Annotated in this window: 20 protein-coding genes and 2 tRNA genes; 17 read left to right on the plus strand and 5 right to left on the minus strand. The window is 59.8% G+C overall.

Going from position 1 to position 23,880, the window contains the following annotated elements:
• Positions 1 to 17 precede the first annotated feature (17 nt).
• Complete coding sequence (locus tag BMZ40_RS04250; protein WP_092372887.1) at positions 18 to 2,855, minus strand: response regulator; 2,838 nt, start codon at positions 2,853 to 2,855, stop codon at positions 18 to 20.
• Between the two features lie 1,618 nt (positions 2,856 to 4,473).
• Positions 4,474 to 7,584, minus strand: coding sequence for an autotransporter domain-containing protein (locus BMZ40_RS04255; protein WP_177193017.1), 3,111 nt, complete (start codon positions 7,582 to 7,584; stop codon positions 4,474 to 4,476).
• Between the two features lie 501 nt (positions 7,585 to 8,085).
• On the opposite strand from BMZ40_RS04255, the gene BMZ40_RS04260 reads away from it, so the two are divergent.
• The 3 genes from BMZ40_RS04260 (at position 8,086) to BMZ40_RS04270 (ending at position 9,215) form a co-directional block, all read left to right on the plus strand.
• A tRNA-Phe gene (locus tag BMZ40_RS04260) sits at positions 8,086 to 8,161 on the plus strand.
• Positions 8,162 to 8,354: 193 nt separating this feature from the next.
• A tRNA-Phe gene (locus BMZ40_RS04265) sits at positions 8,355 to 8,430 on the plus strand.
• 197 nt (positions 8,431 to 8,627) lie between these two features.
• Entirely contained in the window at positions 8,628 to 9,215 is a 588-nt protein-coding gene (locus BMZ40_RS04270; RefSeq protein ID WP_092372889.1) for a hypothetical protein, read from the plus strand.
• Positions 9,216 to 9,285: 70 nt separating this feature from the next.
• On the opposite strand, the gene BMZ40_RS04275 is transcribed toward BMZ40_RS04270, so the two are convergent.
• Positions 9,286 to 10,677: an HAD-IIB family hydrolase gene (locus tag BMZ40_RS04275; RefSeq protein WP_092372890.1), complete on the minus strand. Its 1,392-nt coding sequence runs from the start codon at positions 10,675 to 10,677 to the stop codon at positions 9,286 to 9,288.
• A gap of 133 nt (positions 10,678 to 10,810) precedes the next feature.
• Between BMZ40_RS04275 and BMZ40_RS04280 the strand changes: the two genes are divergently transcribed.
• Positions 10,811 to 11,026 (plus strand): hypothetical protein, encoded by a 216-nt coding sequence (locus tag BMZ40_RS04280; protein WP_092372891.1) that lies wholly within the window; start codon positions 10,811 to 10,813, stop codon positions 11,024 to 11,026.
• Positions 11,027 to 11,053: 27 nt separating this feature from the next.
• Positions 11,054 to 11,242, plus strand: a complete 189-nt coding sequence (locus tag BMZ40_RS04285) for a hypothetical protein (protein ID WP_092372892.1) — start codon at positions 11,054 to 11,056, stop codon at positions 11,240 to 11,242.
• Positions 11,243 to 11,245: 3 nt separating this feature from the next.
• On the opposite strand, the gene BMZ40_RS04290 is transcribed toward BMZ40_RS04285, so the two are convergent.
• Entirely contained in the window at positions 11,246 to 11,434 is a 189-nt protein-coding gene (locus BMZ40_RS04290) for a hypothetical protein (protein ID WP_092372893.1), read from the minus strand.
• 1 nt (position 11,435) lies between these two features.
• Positions 11,436 to 11,921 (minus strand): hypothetical protein, encoded by a 486-nt coding sequence (locus tag BMZ40_RS04295; protein WP_092372894.1) that lies wholly within the window; start codon positions 11,919 to 11,921, stop codon positions 11,436 to 11,438.
• Positions 11,922 to 12,304: 383 nt separating this feature from the next.
• Between BMZ40_RS04295 and BMZ40_RS04300 the strand changes: the two genes are divergently transcribed.
• The 12 genes from BMZ40_RS04300 (at position 12,305) to trpA (ending at position 23,767) form a co-directional block, all read left to right on the plus strand.
• A complete protein-coding gene (locus BMZ40_RS04300) occupies positions 12,305 to 13,111 on the plus strand; it encodes a 2-amino-3,7-dideoxy-D-threo-hept-6-ulosonate synthase (protein WP_092372895.1) in 807 nt (268 codons plus the stop codon).
• A gap of 9 nt (positions 13,112 to 13,120) precedes the next feature.
• Positions 13,121 to 14,089 (plus strand): 3-dehydroquinate synthase II family protein, encoded by a 969-nt coding sequence (locus tag BMZ40_RS04305; RefSeq protein ID WP_092372896.1) that lies wholly within the window; start codon positions 13,121 to 13,123, stop codon positions 14,087 to 14,089.
• On the plus strand, positions 14,086 to 15,204 hold the full coding sequence (gene pheA, locus BMZ40_RS04310) for a prephenate dehydratase (protein ID WP_092372897.1): 1,119 nt from the start codon (positions 14,086 to 14,088) through the stop codon (positions 15,202 to 15,204). Before BMZ40_RS04305 ends, pheA begins: the two co-directional genes overlap by 4 nt.
• Complete coding sequence (aroA, locus tag BMZ40_RS04315) at positions 15,201 to 16,547, plus strand: 3-phosphoshikimate 1-carboxyvinyltransferase (protein WP_092372898.1); 1,347 nt, start codon at positions 15,201 to 15,203, stop codon at positions 16,545 to 16,547. The genes pheA and aroA overlap by 4 nt, the downstream gene beginning before the upstream one ends.
• Complete coding sequence (locus BMZ40_RS04320; RefSeq protein WP_092372899.1) at positions 16,537 to 17,316, plus strand: prephenate dehydrogenase/arogenate dehydrogenase family protein; 780 nt, start codon at positions 16,537 to 16,539, stop codon at positions 17,314 to 17,316. Before aroA ends, BMZ40_RS04320 begins: the two co-directional genes overlap by 11 nt.
• 108 nt (positions 17,317 to 17,424) lie before the next feature.
• The gene (locus tag BMZ40_RS04325) at positions 17,425 to 18,837 is read left to right on the plus strand and encodes an anthranilate synthase component I family protein (RefSeq protein WP_092372900.1); all 1,413 of its coding nucleotides are present in this window, start codon (positions 17,425 to 17,427) and stop codon (positions 18,835 to 18,837) included.
• Complete coding sequence (locus BMZ40_RS04330) at positions 18,812 to 19,393, plus strand: anthranilate synthase component II (protein ID WP_092372901.1); 582 nt, start codon at positions 18,812 to 18,814, stop codon at positions 19,391 to 19,393. The genes BMZ40_RS04325 and BMZ40_RS04330 overlap by 26 nt, the downstream gene beginning before the upstream one ends.
• Positions 19,394 to 19,396: 3 nt before the next feature.
• On the plus strand, positions 19,397 to 20,398 hold the full coding sequence (gene trpD, locus BMZ40_RS04335; protein WP_092372902.1) for an anthranilate phosphoribosyltransferase: 1,002 nt from the start codon (positions 19,397 to 19,399) through the stop codon (positions 20,396 to 20,398).
• Entirely contained in the window at positions 20,391 to 21,164 is a 774-nt protein-coding gene (locus BMZ40_RS04340; protein ID WP_092372903.1) for an indole-3-glycerol-phosphate synthase, read from the plus strand. Before trpD ends, BMZ40_RS04340 begins: the two co-directional genes overlap by 8 nt.
• Positions 21,161 to 21,775 carry a phosphoribosylanthranilate isomerase gene (locus BMZ40_RS04345; protein WP_092372904.1) on the plus strand — a complete coding sequence of 205 codons (615 nt, stop codon included), beginning with the start codon at positions 21,161 to 21,163 and terminating at the stop codon, positions 21,773 to 21,775. Before BMZ40_RS04340 ends, BMZ40_RS04345 begins: the two co-directional genes overlap by 4 nt.
• Entirely contained in the window at positions 21,772 to 23,010 is a 1,239-nt protein-coding gene (gene trpB, locus BMZ40_RS04350) for a tryptophan synthase subunit beta (protein ID WP_092372905.1), read from the plus strand. The genes BMZ40_RS04345 and trpB overlap by 4 nt, the downstream gene beginning before the upstream one ends.
• Positions 23,000 to 23,767: a tryptophan synthase subunit alpha gene (gene trpA / locus BMZ40_RS04355; protein ID WP_092372906.1), complete on the plus strand. Its 768-nt coding sequence runs from the start codon at positions 23,000 to 23,002 to the stop codon at positions 23,765 to 23,767. The genes trpB and trpA overlap by 11 nt, the downstream gene beginning before the upstream one ends.
• Positions 23,768 to 23,880: the final 113 nt, after the last annotated feature.

Raw genomic sequence — 23,880 nt, forward strand, 5'->3', positions numbered from 1 at the left:
GACATTATGAATAAAACTTATCTGTTAAAGGTGTTTGCTATAACACGCATTAAGTCTGCCAAATTAGTCGGTTTGCTGAGGTAGTCGGTCATACCAGCGGCGAGAAAATTTTCCCGGTCACCAGCCATGGCATAAGATGTAAGTGCAATAATAGGTATAGTCGCTTTTGGCTCTGTTTGCGAGGTTCGAATTTTTTTCGTTGCTTCGATACCGTCCATGATAGGCATCTGGATGTCCATGAGAATTATGTCAAAATCTTCCACGTTTAGAAGGTCTATTGCCTCTTTTCCATTCCAGGCGGAAACTACTGTATGCCCTGCTTTTTCTAAAAGCTTACGAACAGCAAACTGCGTTACGACATCGTCTTCAGCCAAGAGAACCCGGCAAGGTGTTTCTTTCTGGGTCGTTACGTCGCCAGAAAAATCTTGCTGAAGACTGTCGGATAGAATGCCAAAAGTGGCGCAAAAATGAAAGCTTGTGCCCACTCCGGCCTCGCTCTCAATAGAAATGTTGCCATCCATTAACTTGACGAGCTGTTTGCAAATTGTCAGGCCCAGCCCCGCGCCTTGGTGGCTCCGAGTGTACCCTTCAATAGCCTGGGCGAAGGGTTGAAACAAGATGGCAAGGCAGTCCTCAGGAATTCCGCAGCCAGTGTCCGATACCGTAAAAAAAACTCTCGCCTGATTATCCTTGAGGGCTGGCAATGGGTACGCTTCCACAGTGATTCGTCCTTGCTGTGTAAACTTGAAGGCGTTTCCGATTAGGTTGGTAAGTACCTGTTGAAGCCGGAGTGAGTCTCCCTCTACATTTGTTGGAATATTCGAATCTATGTAAAGCTCAAATTTGATTTTGGATTGCAATGTAAGGGGCATGAAAAGGTCAATGATCTCTTGCAGTGTTTCTTTGAAACAGAATGGATCTTTGCGAATTTCCATCTTTCCGGCCTCGATGCGTGACAGATCAAGGATGTCCGAAAGAAGGCGTGTCAGTCGGTTCGCGGATTGTAGCGCCAAGGTACAGCATTCCTGCTGTTCTTGGTTATGGGCTGTGGTTTCGAGAAGCTGGAGCATGCCCATGATACCGTTAAGCGGAGTGCGGATCTCATGGCTCATGTTTGCCAGAAATTCGGATTTGGCTTTACTGGCGGCCTGACTTTGCTCGGCCAACTCTTGGGCACGTAGGGTCGTAGCGTGGAGTCTGTCCAATGTGTTTTTCAGTTCGGTGACGTCTTGGAAAATAACCGCAAACTTGCGTGGTTCAGGGCAATAGGCAGAAACCTCGTAGTAGTAACCCAGTGACTTGGAATAGCTGGTAAATTTGGCCGGATCTCCGTTCAGGGCCACTTTGCCGAATCGTTCGATCCAGATCGGTTCTGTGTCTGGCATGATCTCCAGCACGGTACGGCCAACAATGTCTTCGGAGCGCAGGCCGGTCAGTCTTTCAAAAGCCGGGTTGACACTCAGGTATCGGTAGTCACATGGGGTACCGTTTTCGTTGGTAATTATTTCGTGCAGGGCGAAACCTGCGGTCATGGATTGGAACAATTGCTGGTAGTTATTTTCGGCCTGCTGCTGCCCGACAGCCTTCCAGACTGCGTCCATCAGGAGTTGCAACTGCAGGATGTCGGCCTCGGTGTAATCCATTTCCTTGTTGCCGACCCCGACCACGGCCACAATGGCGTTGTTCATGATCAGCGGAATGGTCAGAAAGCGGGTCAGCCGGATGTGTCCCTCGGGGCAGCCCTTGGACAGCGGATGCCCTGAAGAGTAATCGTTGACCAAGATGGGTTTGCGCTGACGCACGGCCTCTCCCCATAGGCCTGTTTCGGCCAGGGAGTAGCAGGTCTGTGGCTTGGCCACCCGGCATTGAGGCATGACGTTCCGAGACCAGCTGTTGAGCGAGAATTCTTGAGTCTTTTCGTTATAATGATAGATGTACCCGATCCTGCTTTCCGTGAGGCTGATTGCTTCGTCCAAGGACGCGTCCAAGAAAGATTGCAGGTTTTCCGACGGGCGTTGCAGCAGTCGAACCATGCTGGCCAGTCGCATGGTGGTGCGCTGCACGCTCTCCTCAGCCACCTTTCGCAGAGTAATATCCTGTATGAACCCACTGATGATCTGGGAGTCCGATCCTGGAAGGATTTCCAGTCGGGCTGTATCCGACAGCCAGATGATCTCGCCGTTAATTTTTCTGGCACGGAATTCGAAGTCTTGGACAAACCCGCGTCCGGTCAGGTTCTCAAGGAACAGCTCTCGCTCGGATGGATTGAAATAAAGTTGGGCTCCGATGTCAGAGATATGCTCTAAGGCCTCTTGGGCGGAATCGAATCCGAGCATCCGAGCCATGGCCAGATTTAGAGACACGAATGTGCCTTCCGGGCTGCTCATATATGCGCCAAGGGGCGCGTGATCAAAACGTTGGCGATACCGGGCTTCGCTGGCGGCCAAAGCAGCCTGAGTTTCCCGAAGCTGTTTTTTCAACTGGTGGCGCTGCAGTGCCATTTCGATGGTCACGGCCAACTCCCGTTCCTGGATCGGCTTGAAGATATAGTCACAGGGGGACACAATTTTAGTTTTTTGCAAAAGAAGGGCCTTGGGGAATTCCGTGACAAAAATTACGGGAGTGTCGTACTCCTTGGTGATGTCATGAACAGCCGCCTCAATGCCGTTCATGGGGCCGGCCAGTTCGATGTCCATGATGATCAAGTCGACGTCGGAGTTCTCGACAGACGCCAAGGCCTGCCGGCCGGTTGCCACTGGTGGCAGAGGTGTGTAGCCCATGCGAGTGAGCATGTCAGTTATGTGCAGGGCTAGGATGCCGTCGTCTTCCACGATCAGGATGGATGTCCGGGTCATACTGCCCTCCTGGCAGTTAAGGAAAAAAACAGGTTCATCCGGGTGAACATGCTTTTGATAAAATAAAAGGACATGGAGTTTATTGAGTTTTCATACAAATGAAAAACCAAGAGGATGAACCACCATGTCCATAAGCTTGCAAGTCCTTGTGGTTGGGCTGCCTGGCTATGATTGCTGCTGGCTGGAAATCTTAGGAATTGACCTATCGGGACCAAGCGTTCTGTAAACTCAAGATACTGGGGATTCATAAGGCCAAGTACGCTTTAACCGGATGAGTTTTGATGTTGGATTCAGAATGAATGCTGCAGTCTCATGTAGCCTACACCAGCGCTATACAGCATAAGCAAACCGCCTAAGGCTAAGGCAGCAGTATCGTCGCTGAAGCAGCCCAAGAAGCCGGTGGCACCAACGAGTAAGGGGAAAGTCTTGTATAGATGGTGAGGTAACCAAACGCGCATGGAATCTCCTATTTTCGAATTAGCAGGGGGGAGACGTCGAATTTGAGTTGCTCGCGCTGTGTCTATAAATTGATAGACATTTTAAGATATTCTGCACTAATGGTCTTGTGAGTTGCAAGAAAAAAAGTGTTACACATTCAGTAATACTAGTTTTTATTAATAGGGCATCAGTGAAGACCATTTTGTGTCTCGTAAATTATGAAAAGCCCCTGATGTGGCTGGACATCCTTAAGCGCTTAAAGAATCGAATATTTCATTAATTTCAAGGCATTAGACAGGAGGCCTGCAGTCCAAGGAATTCCGTATAAAATTTCACAGTCATCAACGTGCAGCCCGGTGACACCGCCCATGTGGCGCAGTGGTGGTAAAGCGGTATGAACAAGGCTGGGTATTGAATGGCCCGTGGTTTGAAAGTCAAATCTTTCAGATACCGGTTGCGCAAATCGTGATCGGTACCTGTTGACCTTTGGAAACCGGATCGTTTCTCAAGGAGGTTGAAGGGTGATGAGCTATTTTGCGTCGACTCGAGCTTTGCTGCCTCGATTCTCTGTGAATCACCCATCGTCCCCGGATTCCATGTAAGGAACCAATTTCAAACGTGTTTTGCCTCAGGACTCGCAGGCGAGCCCTGGCTGTAAAGTATCAATCAGGCAGTGCAGACTATCTAAATCACAGGTCTATCTATGCGGACATATCCTCGCCCTAAAAAATGTTGAAGGCCAATTTTAGACACCGCCTGGGTGGGAATCGGGTGGGACTTTTGTTCCAAAATATGCTTTTGTCTGAAAAAATCAGACTCATTGAATAAAAAAATGGCAACAATTTTAGCTTGTTGCCATAAAGTGAGGAGGTTGTAAAACTTAGAGTGCCTGTCTTCGAATCCGTTGGTCGCATGTTCGAATCATGCAGGGCGGGCCAGGAATAACAGAGGCTTACGTGCTTTTTCGCCGTAAGCCTTTTGTTGTCTGCTGAGCAGTTTAGCACTTTCGGTTATACATCCTTTCCGGGAGACAGCGCCGGGGCGGTCGTCCAGATGCGGCCATTGCCGGACTGTCCCGCTTCATTACTACCAGGACCAGACCGGGACTCCCCGCACGAACGGCCGAACCGCAGCCTACGCGCATCCCTCGTCGCTTAAGGGACCGGAAACGCTCCCCCTCTCAAAAGCGGAATTCCACTTTCACACCGACGTGGTGCTCCGCGATTTCACCGCCGTCGCTCGTGCTGTATTCGTATCGCATCTCCCCTCGCAACCCCTTGGCCGCGAGGGTCAGACCCGCGCCCAAGAGCAGACGGTCCCTCGTAAAATCGCTGTCAATGGCGAAGTCGGAATCGTAGCCGTCGAAACGAGCCTGGATCTCCTCCCCGTCCGAAATAAGCGCGTGGGTCCACTGGATGCGCGCTTCGGGAAAGAGCGACGCCCCGTCGAGGGGGATGAGCCTGCCTGCACGCAGACCAGCGGACGAATGGATAGAGAAGATGTCCTCGGAAGCGATATCGAGGTCCATGGGCGCAGCGTCCTTCTCGTCGACCGCATCCTCATGCAGATAAAGTCCGGCGAGCCTGGCATAGGGCAGAATACGCCACCCTTGGCCAGTAACAACATGCCCCACTCCCAGGCCGAGACTGGCATCGTGCGCCCAATGCCTGGCGTCGGCGGTCGAATCCATGAACGCCACGTCCCTGGTCGTGACGATACGCGACCGACCGCCGCCGAGGCTGGCCGCGACGTAAGGCCCGCCCTCTCCAGGGTGCCGCCGCCAGAGCGAATGCACATAGCCCCGCACGGAGGTGACTTCGGCGCGGTTGGCATCGCCGTCGCCGTCCATGACATGGTTGAGCAGCGCAAAAGTAGCGCCCGTAGTCCAGTGGCCGCCGCTTTTTTCCGCGCCGAGAAAGGAATTCGTGGTTTGCGTTTCCAGACCCGGGACCACGCCGTCGGAATCCCGGGCCCCGACCGCCCCCGACACGCTTCCCCAGAACGCCCACTGCCCGGCGCCTTGCTCTGCGGTCGCGTTTGAACAGGGCTCCGACATACGGAAGGCCTGTTCCTCCAGTCGTCCAAGAATTGTTTCCGTTTCCAGAAGGGAAAGATCCACGAGGGCGCGCCGGGTCGCCGCATGGATGCCCGGAGCCATGTCGGCCAGCGCGGCGCGCAGGTCGCCCAGGTCCATGTTGTCGATACCGAGAAGGGCAGCCCCCATGTCGCCCGTCGCGTCGAGACGGAACCGGTCCAACGCGGCCCCCACGCTGCGCTGGCCGGAACCGGCGGCCAGGGACGCGTAGGCGTTGCGGGTAAGGATCAGGTCCAAACCAGAGGATGACCCGCTCAATTCCGTGGTCAGGACTGCCGGGGACGCAATGCTGGAAAACACCCCTTCGAGCCCGCTCGAGGTCAGGACGGGATACGTCCCCCCGGCCAGGTAATCCACGAGGCGCAGCTGCAGGCCTCCGTCCAGGTACGCCTGCCCGGAGACGTCCAGGACGTCATGCTGCCCGCGCCCGAACTCCAGGATCAGCAGCCCGCCTGCGTCTTGGCGATAGTCGCCGTCGACGGTGATGACGCCTATGGAATTGCCCGGGGCCACGACGCCGGAAAGGTTCCGCACGTCGCCGGTGAACACCCCGCCGCCACCCAGGGTGCTGCCCGAGGAGAACACGCTGTCGCCGATGACATGCCCGTTGTTGACCACTACGGATCCCTGGCTTGCGACAATTCCATAGGCGGTACCGGAGTCGGTTTCGGCGGAAATGACCCCTGTCCCTGTATTCTGGAGCGTAGAGCCCCAAAGTTCGACCCCTACGGCCCGGCCGGACTCTGAGAACGCGCTGACGGTCCCGGAGTTGCTAAAAACCGAGCCTTCCGTGCCGTACATCCCACGGGCCTTTTCCGCGCCAACGGCTCCGATGTGGCCGTCGTTAGTCAGTATCGCGCCCTGGATCAGGGCGCCGTCGGCCGTCCCGGCCCCGGCCTCGGCTGAAATCCCGCCGGAGTTGACGACGCGGGCGGTGTCCTCGACCAGCAGCCCGACGGCCAAATCCGTGGCGTTGGCCAGAATCTGCCCCGAGTTGACGGCGCGTCCAATCCTGTTACCGAAATAACCATAGGCCCAGCCGCTTCCCGTTCGAGCTTCCGCCAGGATGGAGCCGGTGTTGTCAAAGGTCGCGTCACCGTCGAAACCGAACTGGCGCACGCCGTAGGCGGTGACCCGCCCGTCGTTTAAACTCCCGGCAAATGCGCTGACCTCGCCGGCGTTCACCACATCCCGCCCCTGCATGCAGATTCCATATGCTGTGGCCTGACCCTCGTCGGTGAATGCCCTGGCCGTGACCACGCCGCCGTTGGCTACGACGCTTTCATCGCCGGCCCACAGAAAAATGCCATGCACATGGGGCGAGCCGGAATCCACGGCGGCCTCGGACCGGATCTGGGCGGTGTTGCCGATAAAGGCGCCGTTCCCGCCCCATTCGTATATCCCGCGCGCCACGGGCTGATGGCCCGAGTATTCAAGGACGGCGTCAATGTCCGCAGTGTTTTCGAGCCTGAAATCCTCGCCGGTCCAGTCACCGTAAACCAAGTATATGCCGGACGTGGCCACGGCCGCTGACGTGTAGTCGATGAGCATGTACCCGTCCGTGCCCCACGACGGCCCCCAGGAATTGCGCAGAATCCAGGCGCCCTGTCCCTCGCCGCCGGCGTTATCGTCCCAGCCTATGAGGGAAATGGCGTGATTGGTGGGCGTGTGGTATTCGACGGAGGTCAGCGGGGACGAGTATGCATCGGAGAACACCCCGCCCTCGTGGTTGATAAAGGCATCTTCGACGTACACTGCGGCGTCGATGGCCCCGAAAGTCTGTATGACGTGCTTCATGGTCTCGATGTCGTTGGCAGGAATCCTGTGCCAGCTGCCAAAGCGCACGCGTTCCGCATCCCAGTGCAGATCCTTGGGCGGCGACGTCGCGTACGGAAACTCCTCTTCAGTGGGCAGGCCATAGTCCACAAGGGCCTGCAGTTCGTCGTAATCGAAGTCCGCCCCGGAATAAGGGCCAAACCCTTCATAATACGGGGAGAGGCTCCAGATGATGAACGATTCGGAAAAACGGACCCCCCGTTCATCATACAGCCCCATGCTCCGGTTATAGGTGCTCTCCGCAGCCGCCACGGCGCCGAAGGCGTAGCATGTGCCCATGAGACCTTGGTTTTTGACAGGCCCGATATAGGCCCGACCACCTACATCGCGCAGGTCGAAGGCATTGGGCAAGGCTGGCATTTCCGCCCAGGCAAATCCACCGCCCGGGAAAAGCATGATCAAGAAGAGAAACAGAAGGAACGGGCGCCGGCCCCTGGACGGCGGAGGGAAAGCGGGAGTCAGGGACATCAATGAACCTCCGGGCATTTCTTGATACGAAGATGCGAATTAAATTTCTTTTCAGGCGTTCCATCTTGAACGTTATTTGGAATCTGACAGCCGAGGCCGCGAAAACATTCGCTCCTTACTCATTATCTACCAAGCTTTACAAGGAATTTCTGCGAGTTGAACCCCAGAAAACCTTCCAGAGTTTCGTCAACAACTGAGGGCGGCCAACACGTGGACACACGCGCGCCACGCGCCAGGCATAACAGGCGGCAAGCTGATCACAGGCCGTAAGTCAGTGACGCCTGTGCGTTCGCGAGGGCAATATGCCCGAAGACGACCTAAAATCCAGCGACACCCAAATTCCCTCTTGCCATCGACTCAAGCTTTGCATAAAAGCACCTCTCACCACACGTTGCCGGGGTAGCTCAGTCGGTAGAGCAGGGGACTGAAAATCCCCGTGTCGGCAGTTCAACTCTGTCCCCCGGCACCATGAAATCAAAGGTCGCACTATGCGACCTTTTTTTTTGCACTGAACCTGGTCCACCGCTTCGTCGTCCCGTCCGAAATTGCCTTCAATGCGAACGCTCGCCACTGGTTCACCCGATAAAACAATTTTTTTTGCAAACTTCATTTTTTAAGCTTGCCAAAGCAGGTCGATTTCCATAGTAACGGTCTTCCGTCGAGCCGGGGTAGCTCAGTCGGTAGAGCAGGGGACTGAAAATCCCCGTGTCGGCAGTTCAACTCTGTCCCCCGGCACCATGAAATCAAAGGTCGCATCACGCGGCCTTTTTTCTTTTCAGCAGGCGACAGCCCGCTCGCCGGCGCATCGAATCTCCGCCTGCCGGTATTGGAACCGGAGATGCCGGTTCGCGCTTCCGCCACAATTCTTGACGAAACCGGCCCGAAGCACCTAACCCCCTCGGATGCACCGGCCTTGAATCAGGAGAGTTCCGCCCATGCTCATCACCCAACGACGATTTTCAAACACCTTCACGTTCAAGTTCGAACCCGACACCCTGACCTACACCAGGGTCGATGCCTACGGTTCGCACTCCTTCCAGTTGCCCTACGGCTCCATCGGCATGGATCCGCAACGCACCACGGAGCGGAACGCAACTCTGTTCAACGGTGGGATTCTCCTTTCGGCCTGGGGGCTGGCGCAGGCTGGATACGCCATGGCTCACGGCGATCTTCTCGGGATCATCTTCCTCTTCCCGGGAATCGCGTGCTTCCTTCTCCATATCCTGACCAAGATCGAGTTGACCTCGCTCAGCTCCGACGCCGGAGAGGTCGTCCTGCTCCACGACAGACACTACGACCGCATCATGGAGGCCATACGCGAACGCAGAAAAAAACAGTTGCTCGAATGGTACGGCAACATCAACTTCGCCAATGATCCCGAGGAAGAGATCCGCAAATTCCACTGGCTCCATTCCCAGCACCTGATCAGCGCAGGCCAGTTGCAACAGATCATCACAACCATCCGCAACGCCGATATCGAAGGGCGGGATGGAATCGACGATCCCGTCCCGCCCCAGCAATAATCCACTCAGCGCTACGGGGTTCTCGCGGCCGACACCGCATGGTCCCCGACAGCTCCTTCCCCACTTTTTTTCAGAAGGTCATGCCCGAGCGCAGTCCGGCCCAGCCCGAACCGAGACGCAGCCGGTCCAAAAACACTCCAACACCGTTGTCCGCGCACTGTCCGATGGTCCAGTCCGCGCCACGCCGTGTCCATTCCCCGGCGTTGGCCACGGCGGCGCAAGCTCCGCACAGGGCAAAGAGCAGCTCGTCATTTTCCGTGTCGCCCACGGCCAGGGAATGTAAAACCGGCCACTGAGCCCGTTCCATGACGGTGCGGGCAGCCTGTCCCTTGTTCCCCTGCTTGGGTAGAAATTCCAGAAAATGCCGGTCGCTGCGGCAACAATCCACGCCCAGCTCTGCGGCCAGAAGGCGCAGCTCTTCCTCACGCCGAAGATCATCACCATCCACAATGCACAGAATCTTCAGCGCCGCGCCCGGCAAACGCGTCCGCGAGGGGCGAATCTCGCCGTAACGGTCGAAAATCTCATCCAGGGATGCCGGCCACTGCCCTCCCGTCTCGATGCCCTGCGGGCGATACACGGCGATGGGCAGCCCCCTGCTCTCAAGGGCGGCGCGCAGGGCCCCCTCCGCCTCCCTTAGCTCGTCAAGGACGGTTATCCCGTTCCCGTCCAGCAGACAGGACCCGTTGCCCGCCACCTGGGTGGTGTTCAGCCCCAACTGCAATACCAGAGGGGCGATGCTCAAAGGATGCTTGCCCGTGGCCACGGAAAAGGCTCCGCCCGCCGCCACATAGGCTTTGACCGCCGCCTTGTTTGCATCCGAGAGCCCGTCCCCGGGACGGATGAGCGTGTTGTCCACATCGCAAAAAACCCAGGGCAGAGGGCGGCGTTCCGTGGCCATGTCCCGCGCCCACTCCAAAAACGAGTCCCGCACCTCGTTCACCATGGCTGCCGCCTGCCGCACCTTCCCGGGATTGTCCGGGTTGCGCGTGGCGATATCCTCGAAGCGCCGCGCAAAGGAAACCCGCTTACCCACACCGGCTGCGCGCCAATCGGCCACGGTCACGGCCCGCACCAGCCAATCCGCCTCGGCCAGCGGCGGCCGACTGGCGTAATGTTCGCTCACGAGAGGAAGCCGCCCGCCCTTCCTGTCCGCTTGGGAATGACGCAGCACTCCCTCCACCACCCATGGATGTTCGCCCTTCTCTTCCAGGAACAGTGCCCCGTTGAGGGCATGGTATTCGAAGCGGCGCAGCGCTGAGGCGTACCCGATGTCGTGCAGCAGCGCTGAACGGATCAGCAGTCGCGCATGATCCGCCGGCAGGGAAAAGCTGCCCGACAGATCCTTGGCAAAGGACGCGGCGTCGCGCATGTGCGCAAGACGCGGCATGCGATCGGCAAAAAGGGACTCAAGGGCACGGATATTGAAACCCGACTCGGGGCAAGACGAAACGAAAGGCATGTGATTTCCTGTGGAAGATAAGGGTGATGAGCGAAAAGAAGGGGGACGATGACTCGCAAAAAAAAGTATTTTCCGTTTACTTTCAAGATGATTCGGCTTAACAACCTGAGCCTAATAATAAAGGATTCCGGCAATGAAACAAGCTGAAAATTTACTGCGGCAAGCGCAGACGTTCATCCGTCGACTAGGCATTCATCCCCTGATTCTCATCGCGGGACTTCTGTTTTGCCTGTTTTTTCCGCGCTTTTTCCTTCTCGCGGCCTTTGGCTACGCCGCCTATTGGGTAATCAAGAACATCGGTTTCCCCTCGAAAGGCCGGGGCGGACGCAAGGGCCGGGGAAGAAAGTAGACCGATCAAGACATCAAGAGGAGTTCCATGGCTTCCAATTCATCCCTTTTCATGCGCATTCTCCGGGCCATCATTCACAGGGTCTGGACCGTCCTCTTTTTCCTGTCCGTACTGTCCGTGCTCGCCCTGGCCAATCATTGGTGGGATGTCATCGCAGGCGGCTACCATGTGATTCAAAGCTGGATTCTGGCCGGAATAGACCTGATTCGCGGCTAGGGATCACCCCTTCTCGTCCACCAGCCTGTCCTCGGCATGGAGTTCATTCCAGACCGGCGAACCCGGGGTCGTTTCCCTTTGCCTGGGACGGGTCCGCCCGACGGACCGGGACTCGGCAACCTCTTTTTCAATCTGCCGCCGACGCTCGAAATTTCCCAGAATTCCATCCACCTTTTCGATTTTTTCCGTCATTTCAAATATCCAACGCTTCGGGCGCACGCCCGGGTGAAATGCTCGCCAGCCCTTCATGACGGGGCTGGTCCAATGTCACCGAAACCCGTGGCAAATCATTCACTTCGGATTCCAAAATTCGCTCATTAGCACGGGAGCTTGACTTTGCAAGCCGTTCCGAGACTGCGCCAAGGCCGGGCAGAGGGCGGACCTGTTGCGTCACGGGAACCTCTTCGGACATGCGAAAAGGATGGGCCGGGCATGGCGGCTGGGCGCCGATGGGAACGTCTGCGCTGCAGTCGATCACAGCCTCGGGACTGCCCGCGCAGGCCAGGCAAAAGGCCGCGATGCAACTCTGCAGAGCGGCATCCTCCCCGTCCTCGATCATCCGGCACGAATGCAGCGGGCACAGGACATGCTCGCACTCCCTGACAAATTTCGGGCTTCCACCCTGACAGCACAGACAGATTCTCCGGATCACACCGGGCATTGCGTTCCTGGCGGCCATGCACCCCTCTCCTTGGTCCTGGCGGAATGGAATTGCCCCACCATACGCGCGAACCCAGCGTGCATCAATGCCCAAAATAGAGAACTCCAGACGCCGCGCATCAAGGACAAAATCACCATCCAAAATAAAAATGACCGGCGGTCATAAAAATTCTTGACAGTCTCCCGCCAAACTGAGTAGTCAGGCAATCGTTATGACAAACTTCTCCCTCAATCACAGCCTGTACTTTTTTTGGTACTTTTATTTTAGCAGAGCCTGTGGTCTGAGGGGACTGCTTTAGCCTTTTTGAAGAAGCAAACCAACCTTAGGGCCGCAGGCAATACGCCGGCGGCCCTTTTTTACATTTTAAGGCCCCGGGTGCCCGGCCGAAACCGGAGGAAATCATGAACATGGGAAAAAGCGTCAGGCTGGAAAGGATCTTCAACCGCAACACAGGCCGCAGCATCATCGTGCCCCTGGACCACGGAACCACCGTCGGCCCCATCCAGGGTCTGGTGGATCTGCGCTCCACGGTGAACAAGGTAGCCGAGGGCGGCGCCAACGCGGTGCTCATGCACAAGGGTCTGCCGCGCTGTTCGCACCGGGGTCATGGCCGCGACGTGGGCCTCATCATCCATCTGTCGGCCAGCACCACCCTCTCTCCCTTCCCCAACGCCAAGATCCTGGTCGGGACGGTCGAAGACGGAATCAAGCTCGGCGCCGACGCGGTGTCCGTGCACCTCAACCTCGGTGACGAGTCCGAACGCGACATGCTGCGCGACATGGGCCAGGTCGCCTCCAAATGCGCCGAATGGGGCATGCCGCTCCTGGCCATGGTTTACGCACGAGGCCCCAAGGTCAAATCCGAATGGGATCCGGCCACCGTGGCACACTGCGCACGTCTGGCCGAAGAACTGGGCGCCGACGTGATCAAGGTCGTCTACACCGGTGATCCCGAATCCTTTTCCAGAGTGACCGAAGGCTGCTGCATCCCCATCGTCATTGCCGGCGGACCGCGCATGGACTCTCCGCGCGACATCATCCAGATGGCTCACGACTCCATCAGCGCGGGCGGCGCAGGGCTATCCATGGGACGCAACATCTTCCAGGCCGAAGATCCGACCCGGCTCGTTCAGGCCTTGCACGCCGTGGTGCACATGGATTACTCCGTCGAACAGGCTCTGGCGCTGCTCGAAGAACCCAAACTCTAGGTCCGTGTCATGAAAAAAGTACTCTTTTCCGGCGTTCCCTTTGACAAGACCGAGATCACCCTGGCCCTGGAATCCGGCGTGGACGCGGTCATCGTCGAACGCGAGCATGTCGCATCCGTGCAGGCCCTGAGCAAGATTCCGGTCCTTGCCGCCGAAGACCAGCCCTATGTGCTCTTGGCCTCCAAGGCCGACGAGGAAGAGGCTGTGCGTCTCCTGGGCCAGGGCAAGGACGTCATCCTTCGCGAAGGCTGGGAGATCATTCCAGTTGAAAACATACTGGCTCAGTCCGACCGTCTGGCCGTTGAAGCCGCCGACCTTGACCGCGCCAGACTGGCCGCCGGTATCCTGGAGCGAGGGGTCGAAACCGTGGTCGTTCTGCCCACGGCGGCCGAGGATCTCAAAATCATCGTGCGTGAACTCAAACTGAGCCAGGGAACCATGGAACTGGAAACTGCGACCATCACAGCCGTCACCTCCGCCGGGCTCGGCCACCGTGTCTGCGTGGACACCATGAGCCTTTTGAAATCCGGTCAGGGCATGCTGGTCGGCAATTCGAGCGCCTTCACCTTCCTCATCAACGCCGAAACCGAATCCAATCCCTACGTGGCTCCCCGCCCGTTCCGCATCAATGCCGGGGCCGTGCACGCCTATGCGGCCATGCCCGGGGACAGGACCACGTATCTCGATGAACTCAAGACCGGAACCGAAGTGCTCATAGTCGGCGCCGACGGCTCCACCACCCTGGCCACGGTCGGACGCTGCAAGGTCGAAATCCGGCCCATGCTGCTCATCGAGGCCGAGTGCAACGGGAAAAAGGGGACCCTCTTCCTGCAAAACGCCGAGACCATCCGCATGGTTCGAAGCGACGGCCGCCCGGTCAGCGTGGTCGACCTCAAGGACGGAGACAAGGTGCTGTGCCGCACGGATCAGGCGGGAAGGCATTTCGGCATGCGCATCACCGAGGAGATCAAGGAATGAGTGCGTCCACGCAGCGTCTGACCGAGATCCGGACCCAGATCGACGACCTGGACGAACAGCTCCTGGGCCTGCTCAACAGACGCGCCTCCCTGAGCCGCGAGGTCGGCCAGCTCAAGTCCGATTCCCTGGACATCGTCTTCAAGCCCTTTCGCGAAAAGGAAGTCCTGAACCGGCTGAACGCGTTAAGCCCCGGCATCCTGCCCGAAGATCACCTGCGCGCCATCTACCGCGAAATCCTGTCCTCCTCGCGCCGCCTGCAGCAGCCCCAGACCGTGGCCTACCTCGGCCCCGAGGGAACCTTCACGCATCTGGCGGGTCTTGAATACCTTGGCCGCTCCATGGACTTCTCGCCCTGCCCTACCCTGCATGACGTCTTTTTGACCGTGGCCTCGCGCAAGGCCGACCTTGGCGTGATCCCGCTTGAGAATTCCCTGCAGGGCAGCGTCGGCCAGAGCCTGGACCTCTTCCTGCAATACAATGTCTATATCCACGCCGAACTTTTCAGCCGCATAAGCCACGCGCTGCTGGCCACGAACGCCGATCTGGCCTCGGTGCGCACGGTCTATTCCCACCCCCAGGCCCTGGCCCAATGCTCTGGCTGGCTGCGCACCAACGTACCCCAGGCCGTCGTTGTCCCCACCGAGAGCACCGCAGCGGCGGCAGCCCAGGCCGAGCGCGAGGGCAAAGGCTCCGCCGCCATCGGCCATCCGCGTCTGGTGGAGCGCTATGGACTCAAGGCCGTGGCCCTGGACATCCAGGACCTGCCCGACAACTGGACCCGATTTCTGGTCATCGGCCCCACACCGACGGTGGGCAGCAGCCGCGACAAGACCTCGCTCCTGTTCACCACCCCGGACCGCCCCGGAGCCCTGGCCGCCATCCTGAATCTCCTGGCCGATCAGGGGCTCAACCTGACCAAACTGGAATCACGGCCGCTCAAGGGCGAAAAATGGAAATACGTATTCTTCATGGACGTGGAGTGCGACCTGTCCCAGGAGCAGTACGAAAACACCATAAAGCATCTGACCAGCCTCTGTCACACCATGCGCGTGCTCGGCAGCTATCCTACGGGCCCGCATCTCTACGGCGCGGGCATAACCCAGGAGTCATCATGAACCCGGCCATCCACATCACCGCGCCTTCATCCAAGTCCCTTTCGCATCGGGCGCTCATCTGCGCGGCCCTGGCGACAGGCGAATCGCTGCTTGAAGGCGTGCTCGACAGCCAGGACCTGACCCGCACCGCCGAGTGTCTGCGCCTGCTCGGCGCGACGATCGAACCCCGGGAAGACAAGCTTTTCGTGCACGGCATCGGCGCGGCGACGCGGCCAGAAGCATCCGAACCGGTCTCCATGAACGTCGGCGAGTCCGGTACCACCTGCCGGCTCATGGCCGCCGTGGTCACGGCCATCCCCGGCATTTACCGCATTTTCGGCGAGGGCCGCATGCACGACCGTCCCGTCTCGCACCTGACCGACGCCCTGACCCGCCAGGGAGTGCGCGTCACCTTCGAGGAAAAGGACGGCTACCCGCCCCTGGTCATGTCCAGCCCCGGCCTTTCCGGCGGCGAGGTGACCATCAATCTGGAACAGAGCAGCCAGTACCTCTCGGGCCTGCTCCTGGCCGCGCCCCTGGCGACCGCAGCGACGACCATCCGGCTGATCGGCAAGTCCGTGGCCTCCTGGCCCTATGTCGCCCTGACCCTCGACACCATGGCCCGCTTCGGCGTGCCCGTGATCCTGGAGCGCCGGATCCTCGACGACTGGCAGCCGTGCGTCCACGCCGAGGCCGCAAACCTGCCCCCCACGGACATCCGTCTCATCGTCCATCCGGCGCCCTACCGCGCCGGAGCCATGCGCGTGGAAGGCGACTGGTCCAATGCATCCTACTTTCTGGCGGCCGGGGCCGTTGGCGTCGCTCCGGTGCGCATTTCCGGGCTGAACCCATCCTCGGCCCAGGGCGACCGCTTCATGCTTGAAATCCTGGCCCGCATGGGAGCACGCATCGAATGGACCGATGACGCGGTCACGGTTTTTCCATCCGCGCTGCACGGCGTGCATGTGGATATGAACGCCTGCCCCGATATCGTACCCACGGTTGCGGCCATGGCCGCCTTCGCCACCGGGGAAACGGTCATCTCCGGCGCCGCGCATCTGACCCTGAAGGAATGCGACCGCATCCAGGGCCCGGTCACGGAACTGTCCAAGGCAGGCGTGAACATTGAGGCCCGGCCCGACGGCATGGTCATTCGGGGCAACGGCGGCCTCCTGCCGCGCGAGGTGGACATGCTCACCCACGGCGATCACCGCATGGCCATGAGCTTCGCCATTCTCGAACTGGGCGGCATCGGCGTTCACCTCGACAACCCGTCCTGCGTGGCCAAATCCTTTCCCGGATTCTGGGACGTCTGGGCCAAGGTTCGCCTTGGCAACGGTTTTGGAGCAGCTCATGAGGCTTAGCCCGGCATCGCCCATCGTGATCATCGGCGCCAAGGGGCAGATGGGCGCACGGTTTGCGCAACGCTTTCGCAAGGCGGGAAATCCCGTCACGGAATTCGACCATCCGCTGGACCTTGCCGCCCTGCCGGAAGCCGTGCGCAAAGCCGCGCTGGTCCTCTTGTGCGTGCCCATCACGGCAGTGAAGGAGGTCACCCAGGCCATAGCGCCGCATCTGACGCAGGATTGCATCCTGGCCGACATCTGCTCGGTCAAGGTCCAGCCCCTGCGCGAAATGCTGGCGCTGACCACGACGCCCGTGGTCGGCACCCATCCACTTTTCGGGCCCGGGACACTTGACGCGGAACTGCGTATTGCCGTAACCGTGGGACGTGACCAAGCGGCAAGCGATAATCTATCAGACTGCTTCCGCTCGCTGGGATTCTCCCCATTCAACACCACGGCCGATGAGCATGACCAAGCCATGGCCTACATCCAAGGACTCAACTTCGTGACCACCGTCGCTTATCTCTGTGCTTCCCCTCTGGAAAACGGAATCGAGCGTTTCTTCACGCCCTCGTTTGGGCGACGCATGGAGGCGGCCACGAAAATGATCACCCAGGACGCTCCCCTCTTCTCCACCATGTTCGAAGCAAATCCGCACAGCCTTGAGGCCGTGCGCATATTCCGTTCATACCTGAACGTCGCCGCCGGCGGCGATCTGGAACTCTTGAGCCAGAAGGCTCTTTGGTGGTGGCGCAAGCAGCATGACGCAGGGGGACCCGCTTCCTGACGGCATCGTAGTGCCGTTAGTTCAGGCATAAAAGGCATAAAAAGCCGGATCCTCCAGAGGATCCGGCTTTTTTTTATCCGAAATTCAACAATCGATTATGGAGGCACCATGATCACCCTACCCCAACAGGGGACCTGGCTCCCGGCGGACACACAGACGCCCATCTCCCTGTATCTGACGCTGGTGCGCGAAAAGCAGGGTTTTCTCCTTGAGAGCACCGAAGTGGACGGACGGCTGGGCCGTTACAGCCTCATCGGCTGGGATTTTCGGCTGATCCTGTCCTGCGCCTCCGGCAAGCTCGACGTCCAGAGCTACGACCCGCGTCTGCACGGCCTGAAGGAATTCAGCGGCCAGGATTACGTGTCCGGACTACGCGCCTGCCTGGCCGAACTGACCGTCACCGGCCCCGAAAATCTGGGCCCGCTTCCGGCGGTGACCAGGAGCGTTTGCGGCTACATGGCCTACAACATGGGCGGCATCTTCGAGCCGGCGCTGGCCGACAAGCTGCCGCCCGAGGAAGCGCGCTCCATCATGGTCCTGCCGGGCAAGGTCATCCTCTTCGACCATCTGCACCACCGTTGCTGCTATCTGACGCTGGATTCATCCACCAACCTGAACGGCTGCCAGCGTCCGAGCACGCCTGCCCCGCCGGTCGTCGGAGCCATCACCACCACGCCGAACCAGGACGAATTCCTGCGCCGCGTGGGACGGGCCAAGGAACTTATCACCCAGGGCGAGGCCATCCAGATCGTGCTCTCGACCCGCTTCAGCGCCCCGTTTTCCGGCTCCGCCTTCGAGCTTTACAGACGGCTGCGCCAGATCAACCCATCCCCGTACACCTTCTTCATGTCCTTCGGGGACCTGACCATCATGGGCTCGTCTCCGGAACTTCTCATCCGCTGCGAAGACGGTCTCCTGCAATTGCGACCCATCGCCGGGACCCGCGTGCGCGGCGCCACCGAGGCCGAGGATCAGGCCCTGGCCGAGGAGCTGCTGGGCGACGAGAAGGAGCGGGCCGAACACGTCATGCTCGTGGATCTGGGGCGCAACGACCTCGGGCGCATCGCCGCCCCCGGCACGGTGCACGTCGACAAGTACATGCAGGTCGAGCGCTTCTCCCATGTCATGCACCTGACCTCCTACCTTTCGGCGCAACTGGCCGAGGGCCTGGACGCCATCGACGTCCTCAAAGCCGGGTTCCCGGCCGGAACGGTCTCCGGAGCGCCCAAGATCCGGGCCATGCAGATCATCGCGGACGAAGAAAAGCTCGATCGCGGCCCCTATGCCGGCGGCATCGGCTGGATCGGCCTGGACCAGGGGCAGGTCAACCTGGATACCGGCATCACCATCCGCTCCCTGTGGGTGGAAAACGGCCAGATCAACTGGCAGGCGGGCGCGGGGCTGGTCTTCGATTCGGACCCCGAAAAGGAATGGCAGGAGTGCCACAACAAAGCCAGAGCGATTTTGAAAGCCATTACCAGCACCGGAGGCGGAGATGATTTTACTGATAGACAACTTTGACTCGTTTACTTTCAACCTGGTTCAGGTTTTCCAGTCTTTGGGCGCAAGCCCCTTGGTGCTTCGTAACAACGAGCCGGAAATCCTGACCCTGGCCACGGACCCGCGCCTTCAAGGCGCGATCATCTCCCCCGGCCCGAGCCATCCGCGCAACACGGGGCTGTGCCTTAAGTTTCTCGATCTGGTGCCACGCAACGTCCCGATCCTTGGCGTATGTCTCGGACATCAGACCCTGTCGCATCACAGCGGCGTGACCGTGGGTTCGGCCCAGCGGATCATGCACGGCAAGACTTCAAACATCCGGCACGACGGGACCGGGCTTTTCGAAGGGGTGCAAAACCCGATGCAGATCGGCCGCTACCATTCCCTGGCCGTACATGGGGAGGGGGCCCTGCCCTTCACCGTCACCGCCCGCACCGAAGACAATGAGATCATGGCCCTGGCCTTCAAGGACCGCCCCTGGGTCGGCGTGCAGTTCCACCCCGAATCCGTGCTCACGCCGGAAGGGCCGAAGCTGCTGAGCAACTTCCTGAAAATGTGCAACATCCAAGCGGAGTAAGCCATGAACACCATCAGCCATATTCTTGAATATCTGACCACGGGCGGCGATCTTTCCGGCATTCAGGCCAAGGAGGCTTTCGACCTCCTGCTGACCGGCGCGGTTTCCCCGGTGCAGGCCGGGGCCTTTCTGATGGGTCTGCGGGCCAAGGGCGAAACCGCCGCCGAACTCTCGGCCGCCGTGGATGCAGCCCTGGGACAGGCCCGGCTCATCCCCGGACTCTCGGGCAAACGTATCGACACCTGCGGCACGGGCGGAGACGGACAACAGAGCTTCAACTGCTCCACGGCAGTGTCCTTTTTCCTGGCCGACATGGGCTATCAGGTCGTCAAGCACGGCAACCGCGCCGTGTCGAGCAAATGCGGCAGTGCCGACGTGGTCGAGGATCTGGGATATCCTCTGGTCACGGACCCCGAGGCGGTCAGGGACGAACTCGCACGGCGCAATTTCGTCTTCCTCTTCGCCCCGCATTTCCATCCAGCCTTCAGACATGTCGGTCCGGTGCGGCAGCAGCTGGGCGTGCGCACCATCTTCAACCTCATGGGCCCGCTTCTGAACCCTGCCCTGCCCACCCACCAGATCCTCGGCGTGCCGGATTTTCGTTTCGCACCCATGATCGCCCAGGTGCTGGCATCCAGAAAAGGCCTTGAACGCGCAGCCATCGTCCATGGCGCGGGCGGATTCGACGAACTGACGCCCTGCGGACCCGGCCAGGTCATCTTCGTCGAGCACGGCAAGATCCGCGAGGCGATCATCGACCCTGCGGATTTCGGCCTCTCCACCTGCGTCCCGAGGGCCCTGGCCTGCGACAGCAAGGAGGATGCGCTGAAGCTCCAGCGCCAGGTCCTGGCCGGACAGGGCCCAAAATCCCTCAAGGGCATGGTCACCCTGAACCTGGGCGTGGCCCTTTTCCTGCTGGAAGACGATCTCCCCCTGGAACTGGCCATGGAAATGGCCCAGACCAAAGTGGAGCAGGGGCTCCAAAGCGGAGCGCTCCATGCTTGAGAAATTCCGCCGCGCCAAGCAAGCTGAAGTCGATGAGCTGATCCGTCTGCGCGACGCGGGACACAGACACCTGCCCTTTGACGGCCCCCGCCCAAAATTCGGCGCGGCCCTGACCCGTCCCGGGACATCAGGGATCATCGCCGAGTACAAGCGCGCCTCCCCGTCCAGGGGCGATATCAATCTTAGTGTCCCGCCCCTGCAAGCCTGCCGGGGATACGCAGAGGCTGGCGCCTGCGCCCTCTCGATCCTGACGGAATCGACCTATTTCAAGGGAAGCCTCGGCTTCCTGTCCGAGGTCGCGCCTCTGGGGCTGCCCCTGCTGCGCAAGGATTTCATCATCCATCCCCTGCAGGTGGAAGCGACGATGGCCACTCCGGCCTCGGCCATCCTGCTCATCGTGCGCATGTTCGATGATCTCGACGAACTGGCCCAGTTGCACGCCCTGTGCCTGACAAACGGCCTGGAACCGGTGGTCGAGGTCTTCGATGAGCGGGATCTGGACCGCGCCAAGGAAATCGGGAGCACCATCATCCAGGTCAACAACCGCGACCTGGACACGCTGACCACGGACCTCGGCCGCTGCCTGGACATGGTCCGGCGCAAAGAGGATGGAGAGATCTGGATCGGCGCCAGCGGCATAAGCACCCCTGAGCAGGTGAGCACGCTCAAGGCCGCCGGCCTGGACGCGCTGCTCATCGGCACGGCGCTCATGCAGTACGAAAATCCCGGGCAGGGTCTGGTCCGGCTGAGCGGAGGCCAATCATGATCATCAAGGTCTGCGGCATGACCAGGGCGGAGGATGTCGAATTTTGCGACGCGCTCGGCATCGACCTGCTGGGCTTCATCTTTTATCCCGAAAGTCCCAGAAACGTCGCGCAGGACTGGGTCGCCGCCCAAAAGCCCGGCCGCGCCCTCAAGACCGGAGTCTTCGTGCGTCAGGGCGTGGAGGAAATCCGCGCCATCGCCACTGGGGCGGGCCTCGATCTGCTCCAGCTTCACGGCGGGCACACCGTGGAACAGTGTCTCGCCCTGGGACCGGAGCGAGTCATCAAGACCATGTGGCCCGAGCGTTATCCAACGGTGGAGCGTCTGGCCTCGGACATGCTGCTCTTCGCTCCGGCCTGCCGAGCCATTCTGCTGGACAGCGGCAAAAGCGGAGGAGGCCATGGCAGGAGCCTCCTCCCCAAAGACCTGCAACGCCTGCAATGCCCCCATCCCTGGTATCTGGCCGGGGGGCTTGGGCCTCACAACCTGACGGTCATGAAAACCACCGGCGCGGCTGGATTCGACCTCAACTCCGGAGTGGAAAGCGCCCCCGGAATCAAGGATCACGAAAAGATACGTCACGCCTTACAACTACTGCGAGGAAAACCATGAGCAGAATATCAGACATGCTCCCGCGCCATTTCGGCCCTTATGGAGGGCGATACGTGCCGGAAATGCTTGTTCCGGCCCTTGAAGAACTGGAGCAGGGCTACCTGAAATACAAGGACGACCCCGAATTCACGGCTGAACTGACCGATCTGTATCAAAACTACTGCGGCCGTCCCACGCCTCTCTACTTTGCGAAAAATCTGACCCGCGAGCTCGGCGGCTGCAAAATCTACCTGAAGCTTGAAGGCCTGGCGCACACTGGCGCGCACAAGATCAACAACGCCCTGGGCCAGGCCCTTCTGGCCAAGCGCCTGGGCAAGACCAAGGTCATCGCCGAGACGGGCGCGGGCCAGCATGGTCTGGCGTCGGCCACGGTTGCCGCGCGTTTCGGCCTTGAGTGCAAGGTCTTCATGGGCGAGGTGGACGTGCGCCGTCAGTACCCCAACGTCTACGCCATGAAACTTCTGGGGTCCGAGGTCATCCCGGTCACCGACGGCACGCGGACCCTGAAGGATGCCGTCAACGCTACTCTCAAATACTGGATTCAGAATTTAAAGGACACGCACTACATCCTGGGCTCGGCCCTGGGCCCTTTCCCCTACCCGGTCATGGTGCGCGACTTCCAGTCCGTCATCGGCCGCGAGGTGCGCGCCCAGATCATGGAACGTGAGGCCCGGCTGCCCGATCACCTCGTGGCCTGCGTGGGCGGCGGCTCCAATTCCATCGGTCTTTTTCACCCGTTCCTCGGGGATGAGGGCATCCGCTTTCACGGCGCCGAGGCCGGAGGGCGCGGACCCGAAATCGGCGATAACGCGGCCCGCTTCGGCGGCAGCCCAAAAGTCGGCATCGTGCAAGGCTACAAAAGCTATTTCCTGCAGGACGAGAGCGGACAGTTGCAGGACACCCATTCGGTCTCGGCGGGCCTCGATTATGCGGGAGTCGGACCGGAACTGGCCTGGCTGTATGACCAGAACATCGTGGAGTTCTCGCCCATCACCGACGTGAAAGCCCTGGACGCCTTCAAGCGCCTGACGCGCCTTGAAGGCATCATCCCGGCCCTTGAGTCCTCCCACGCCGTGGCCCGGGCCATCGAACTTGCGCCGACCCTGCCCGCAGACGAGATCATGGTCGTCAACATCTCCGGCCGGGGCGACAAGGATATCTTCATCACGGCCATGGAACTGGACCGCGAAAATTGGATTGCCTTTCTGGAAAACGAGGTACGTCATGGAAAATAGAATCGACCTGGCCCTGAAAGAGGCGAAGCGCATCCAGCTCATGACCCACGTGGTGGCCGGATACCCGAGTCTCGATGTCAACGCCGACCTGATCCGCCTCATGGCCCGCAGAGGGGTGCGGCTGGTCGAAATCCAGATCCCCTTCACCGACCCCCTGGCCGATGGGCCCACCATCATGCGCGCCAACCAGGCCGCCCTTGACGCCGGGATCACCCCCGCGCACTGCTTCGAACTGTGCGCGGCCCTGTCCAGGGAACTCGACGTGGCCTTCATGCTCATGACCTATGCCAACATCCCCTACGCGCTGGGCATGGAAGCCTTTCTCGACAAGGCTGCGGCCAGCGGCGCCAGCGGGACCATCCTGCCCGACCTGCCCTGGGATGAAGCGGACGGGGATTATGCGCAAGCCGCGCGACAAAGAGGCCTGCATCCAATCATGGTCATCTCCCCCGACACCCCGGCCCCGCGCCTGACGGGCATTCTCGAACGCGCCTCAGGTCTTCTCTACACGACGCTCAAGGTCGGCATCACAGGCGCGGGGACAAGCATGGACCAGGCCGGAGTCGACTACGTCAAGGCCCTGAAAGCCAAGGCCGGTCTGCCCATCGCCGCCGGATTCGGCATCTCGCGGCCCGAGCACGTACGCATGCTGGACGGCCTGGCCGACGTGGCCGTGATCGGCAGCCACATCATCAATCTGATGGACGCCGACGGTCTTGGTGCCGTGGATGATTTTTTGGCGGCGTGCCAGGAATAAAAAACCGGGAATGCACATATCACAGATAATCACACCGTAGGGGCGGAACGAAGAGGGCAGGCACGCAGGCCTGCCCCTACAACGATCAAACGTCACGATTTACCCATTCCCGA

The organism is Desulfomicrobium apsheronum (genome assembly GCF_900114115.1).
Classification (GTDB): domain Bacteria; phylum Desulfobacterota; class Desulfovibrionia; order Desulfovibrionales; family Desulfomicrobiaceae; genus Desulfomicrobium; species Desulfomicrobium apsheronum.

Coding starts and splice junctions, on each gene's coding strand:
- BMZ40_RS04340 (WP_092372903.1), top strand. CDS start 20,391: ATGCTTGAGAAATTCCGCCGCGCCAAGCAAGCTGAAGTCGATGAGCTG.
- BMZ40_RS04300 (WP_092372895.1), top strand. CDS start 12,305: ATGAACATGGGAAAAAGCGTCAGGCTGGAAAGGATCTTCAACCGCAAC.
- BMZ40_RS04275 (WP_092372890.1), bottom strand. CDS start 10,677: ATGCCTTTCGTTTCGTCTTGCCCCGAGTCGGGTTTCAATATCCGTGCC.
- pheA (WP_092372897.1), top strand. CDS start 14,086: ATGAGTGCGTCCACGCAGCGTCTGACCGAGATCCGGACCCAGATCGAC.
- BMZ40_RS04280 (WP_092372891.1), top strand. CDS start 10,811: ATGAAACAAGCTGAAAATTTACTGCGGCAAGCGCAGACGTTCATCCGT.
- BMZ40_RS04290 (WP_092372893.1), bottom strand. CDS start 11,434: ATGACGGAAAAAATCGAAAAGGTGGATGGAATTCTGGGAAATTTCGAG.
- BMZ40_RS04255 (WP_177193017.1), bottom strand. CDS start 7,584: ATGCCAGCCTTGCCCAATGCCTTCGACCTGCGCGATGTAGGTGGTCGG.
- BMZ40_RS04325 (WP_092372900.1), top strand. CDS start 17,425: ATGATCACCCTACCCCAACAGGGGACCTGGCTCCCGGCGGACACACAG.
- BMZ40_RS04320 (WP_092372899.1), top strand. CDS start 16,537: ATGAGGCTTAGCCCGGCATCGCCCATCGTGATCATCGGCGCCAAGGGG.
- BMZ40_RS04295 (WP_092372894.1), bottom strand. CDS start 11,921: ATGGCCGCCAGGAACGCAATGCCCGGTGTGATCCGGAGAATCTGTCTG.
- BMZ40_RS04285 (WP_092372892.1), top strand. CDS start 11,054: ATGGCTTCCAATTCATCCCTTTTCATGCGCATTCTCCGGGCCATCATT.
- BMZ40_RS04305 (WP_092372896.1), top strand. CDS start 13,121: ATGAAAAAAGTACTCTTTTCCGGCGTTCCCTTTGACAAGACCGAGATC.
- BMZ40_RS04270 (WP_092372889.1), top strand. CDS start 8,628: ATGCTCATCACCCAACGACGATTTTCAAACACCTTCACGTTCAAGTTC.
- BMZ40_RS04345 (WP_092372904.1), top strand. CDS start 21,161: ATGATCATCAAGGTCTGCGGCATGACCAGGGCGGAGGATGTCGAATTT.
- trpD (WP_092372902.1), top strand. CDS start 19,397: ATGAACACCATCAGCCATATTCTTGAATATCTGACCACGGGCGGCGAT.
- trpB (WP_092372905.1), top strand. CDS start 21,772: ATGAGCAGAATATCAGACATGCTCCCGCGCCATTTCGGCCCTTATGGA.
- trpA (WP_092372906.1), top strand. CDS start 23,000: ATGGAAAATAGAATCGACCTGGCCCTGAAAGAGGCGAAGCGCATCCAG.
- aroA (WP_092372898.1), top strand. CDS start 15,201: ATGAACCCGGCCATCCACATCACCGCGCCTTCATCCAAGTCCCTTTCG.
- BMZ40_RS04330 (WP_092372901.1), top strand. CDS start 18,812: ATGATTTTACTGATAGACAACTTTGACTCGTTTACTTTCAACCTGGTT.
- BMZ40_RS04250 (WP_092372887.1), bottom strand. CDS start 2,855: ATGACCCGGACATCCATCCTGATCGTGGAAGACGACGGCATCCTAGCC.